The sequence below is a fragment of the Prevotella jejuni genome (assembly GCF_900187995.1).
Classification (GTDB): Bacteria; Bacteroidota; Bacteroidia; order Bacteroidales; family Bacteroidaceae; genus Prevotella; species Prevotella jejuni.
In genome coordinates this window covers 1-3,129 of sequence record NZ_FZNZ01000082.1, presented here as the reverse complement: position 1 = coordinate 3,129, position 3,129 = coordinate 1, and the positions used below count along the sequence as shown (strand labels likewise).

Genomic DNA, 3,129 nt, shown 5'->3' with positions numbered 1-3,129 from the left:
GGTCGTATTGTCCGCTTGCGGCAAATGCGTCCGTCAGTTCGTACCCAGCGAATGTGGCTTGAACAGCCTTGTTCGCCAACAATAAAAGTGAAAGCCTCTCGGGGAGCGGTGCAGGAAGTTCCCTCTCAAACTCGTCCTCCAAGACAGAAACAAGGGTATCGTACTTTGAGAAATGCAGTCCACTGAAAAGCACTTCACTTGCTATTCTTTCTGCTTCTAAATGATTAAAGCCTTGCGCCACGGCATCGCAGTAGGCGGTCAGTGCCATGTCGGCTCTTGCCGTGATAAACTCCATATCACTCATTCTTTCGGGATGATGTTCACTCATATAGCTTTCCAACTTCAATCGAAAATAGGAAAGTTCCTTTTTGCTATTATCTGTTTTCATACATAAATTTTTGCTGATTTCTAGAATATTGTTGCGTTTTGCTTTTCGATAGCTTCCGTATAGTCAGAAAAAGCCTTACTTTTATGTTCCTGCAAACGGTTCATGTCCTCTCTGATTTTCAGGTCGGTAATTTTTCCATAAATCTGTGTCGTTCCAATGTCGCTGTGTCCGAGCATCTTGCAGAGCGTTTCCATTGCTATACCATTGGAAAGGCAGATGGTCGTGGCGAAAGTATGGCGAGCCATGTGAAAGGTCAAGCCTTTCTCAATTTGGCATATCTGACCAATGTTTATACAGGCGAAAGATGCCTTGCTGACGTTCAATATTGGAAATATCAAATCATCGTGTTGTTTCCCTTTTATATGAATGTCAAGTATCTCCTTTGCGATGGGCAGAAGTGGAATGATGGCTTCTACGTCCGTTTTCTGTCGCTTGATACGTATCTCACAAGTTCCGTCATCATAATGGTGGATATGTTTAGGTGTCAGTCGCAACATATCCACACGAGCCAGTCCCGTAAAGGCACAGAAAATGAAGAGTTGCCTTGCTCGCTCGAACTGCTTGTTTAAGATGGGCGTTTGCAAAATGCGCTTGAGTTCTTCCGTTGTGAGATACCTTCTCGTGCCACGTGGTTTTTCCGCCTTAAAATCCACAAACGGGTCTCGGCGGATGTATTTTTTCTGTTGTCCGATGCTGATGAGCTTTCTCAAGAAAATAACCGTCATTTGAATGGTGGCAGGTGATAATCTGCGCTTGCTTTTAAGATAGAAATCCAATTCTTCGACAAAGCCATAGTCCAACCGTGAATAACCAATATCGGACATTCCGTATTTTTCCAGCAGGAAGGATACTATGAGCTGCTTGTCATAGATGTAGTTGCGGAAAGTGGATTGGGCGATGGAAATTCCCACACAAGGGCGTTTTTCCTCTATGAAACGGTCTGCCTCTTCCATGAGCATTCCATTGCTTTGTGAATCCTCCGTCAGACAATTTTTGAGCAGTTCTGCACTTACATACCCCTTTTGCCAAACCAGCTCATTGTATTTGGTTTGTATCTGTCCTTCCTTTTCTGTCAGTATGCGGTTGATGTTCTTCATCTCATCAGTGTCGCCTTTGCATCTGCCATGCTTTGCGTCCCAATTGTTTGGATTGACATCCAATCCCATACTGTATTGTACTTGTTGCCCGTTTATGGTGATTCGCCCCATTATCGGGCATCTGCCGTTCTTCTTCTGTTTGGAACGGTTAATGTAGAACAATGTCTTGAATGTACTGTGTGCCATAAGCTATAATTTTAAGGTGAAAGTGTGTTCTATCCGCTGTTGAATCTTCTGCATATCCTGCCTTATTCTTTCTGAATTGACCGCAGCATACACTTGTGTCGTTCTCAAATTGGTATGTCCCAACATACCGCTTACGGTTTCTATCGGAACACCTGCCGACAGGGTAATGACCGAAGCAAAAGTATGGCGAGCCATGTGAAAGGTCAGAGGGGTTTCCATACCGATACTTCTCTGTATGTGGTGCATCGCATTGTAAACCACGTCTCTTGGGGGAACGTCAAACACATATCCCGCACGTCTGCCCCTATATCTTTCCATAATGGTCTTGGCTGGGGAGAGAACTACTACACGAAAAGGAGTCTTCGTCTTGACACGCTTGCTTTTAATACATAGCTTTCCTTCTTCAATGATGATGTTTTCCTCTTTGAGATTGCGTATATCTGAAATGGCAAGACCGCTGAAGCAGGAGAACACGAACAAATCACGGACGACACGATATTTCTCCCATTTGATGGGCAGGTCGATAATCTTTTGCAGGTCGTCCTGCGTGATGTTTCTCGGCGTTCCTTTCGTCTTTTCGTAACTGTAACCAATGAACGGATACATGTCTATCATGCCATTTTTGACAGCCTTGTTCACAACCGCCTTCAATGCAGCCAAGGCACTGCATATACTGCCACGTTTCAGTTTTCGGTCTATTGTCAGAAAGTATTCATAGCCTTCTATAAAGGAAATATCCAGCTCCATGAGCGGAATATCACTTAACTTGTATTTCCTACGCACATACTCCCGAAGAAGAGTTTGCTGATAGGTACGCAGCTCCAGTGTTTTCATTGCCCGGTCTATGCCCACTCTTTCATGAATCTGTGTGAGGTACTCAGCATAGCACTCTAAAAGCATTGCGCTTTGACAAAGCTGTCCCTGATAGGCATTGCGCACATCCGTAGCCGTGAATGACTCTCCACTTTCGCAAAGTTCCCGATAGCGTGCATGAATGACTGCAGTGCATTCATTCAAATACCGGTTGATAGAATTTGCGATGGCACTCTTGCCGAGAAGACGTTGCTTTCTGCTATCCCAAAGAGATAATGGGACTTTCTTTTTGGCGGAAAAGGCGGAATGCTTCCTGCCCAGTTCTATCCGTCCGATAAGCGGCACCATGCCTTTTTTGTCCGCTCGTTTAGCCTGTGTGAAAAACGAGACTTTCAGTTTGTTTTCTTTCATTTTTCTGTCGTTTTTTTCTAATTTCCTTTGCTTGCAAAGGTACATACGAACAAGAGTTCTTGAGCTATGCAGAAAAATGAAAGATGAGGAATAAAAACCTATGCCACAGTTGTTTATATTCAATTCGTAACCCCTTTTTGCTTTGTACCCTATGGGTTACGAGTTGGTAACGGAACTATTGCCGTTTTTCGCTCAATCTTGCCATATCACAAAATGCAGAAAAGTGCATAAGTT

Annotated in this window: 3 protein-coding genes; all 3 read right to left on the bottom strand. The window is 43.9% G+C overall.

What is annotated here, in order from left to right; genetic code table 11:
• The coding region (locus tag CHB62_RS14395) for a DUF1896 family protein (RefSeq protein WP_089367361.1) at positions 1 to 388 on the bottom strand (388 nt) is incomplete at its 3' end.
• A gap of 20 nt (positions 389 to 408) precedes the next feature.
• Complete coding sequence (locus CHB62_RS14390) at positions 409 to 1,671, bottom strand: site-specific integrase (protein ID WP_089367360.1); 1,263 nt, start codon at positions 1,669 to 1,671, stop codon at positions 409 to 411.
• Positions 1,672 to 1,674: 3 nt separating this feature from the next.
• Entirely contained in the window at positions 1,675 to 2,895 is a 1,221-nt protein-coding gene (locus tag CHB62_RS14385) for a site-specific integrase (RefSeq protein WP_089367362.1), read from the bottom strand.
• Between the last annotated feature and the right edge of the window lie 234 nt (positions 2,896 to 3,129).

Coding starts and splice junctions, on each gene's coding strand:
- CHB62_RS14390 (WP_089367360.1), bottom strand. CDS start 1,671: ATGGCACACAGTACATTCAAGACATTGTTCTACATTAACCGTTCCAAA.
- CHB62_RS14385 (WP_089367362.1), bottom strand. CDS start 2,895: ATGAAAGAAAACAAACTGAAAGTCTCGTTTTTCACACAGGCTAAACGA.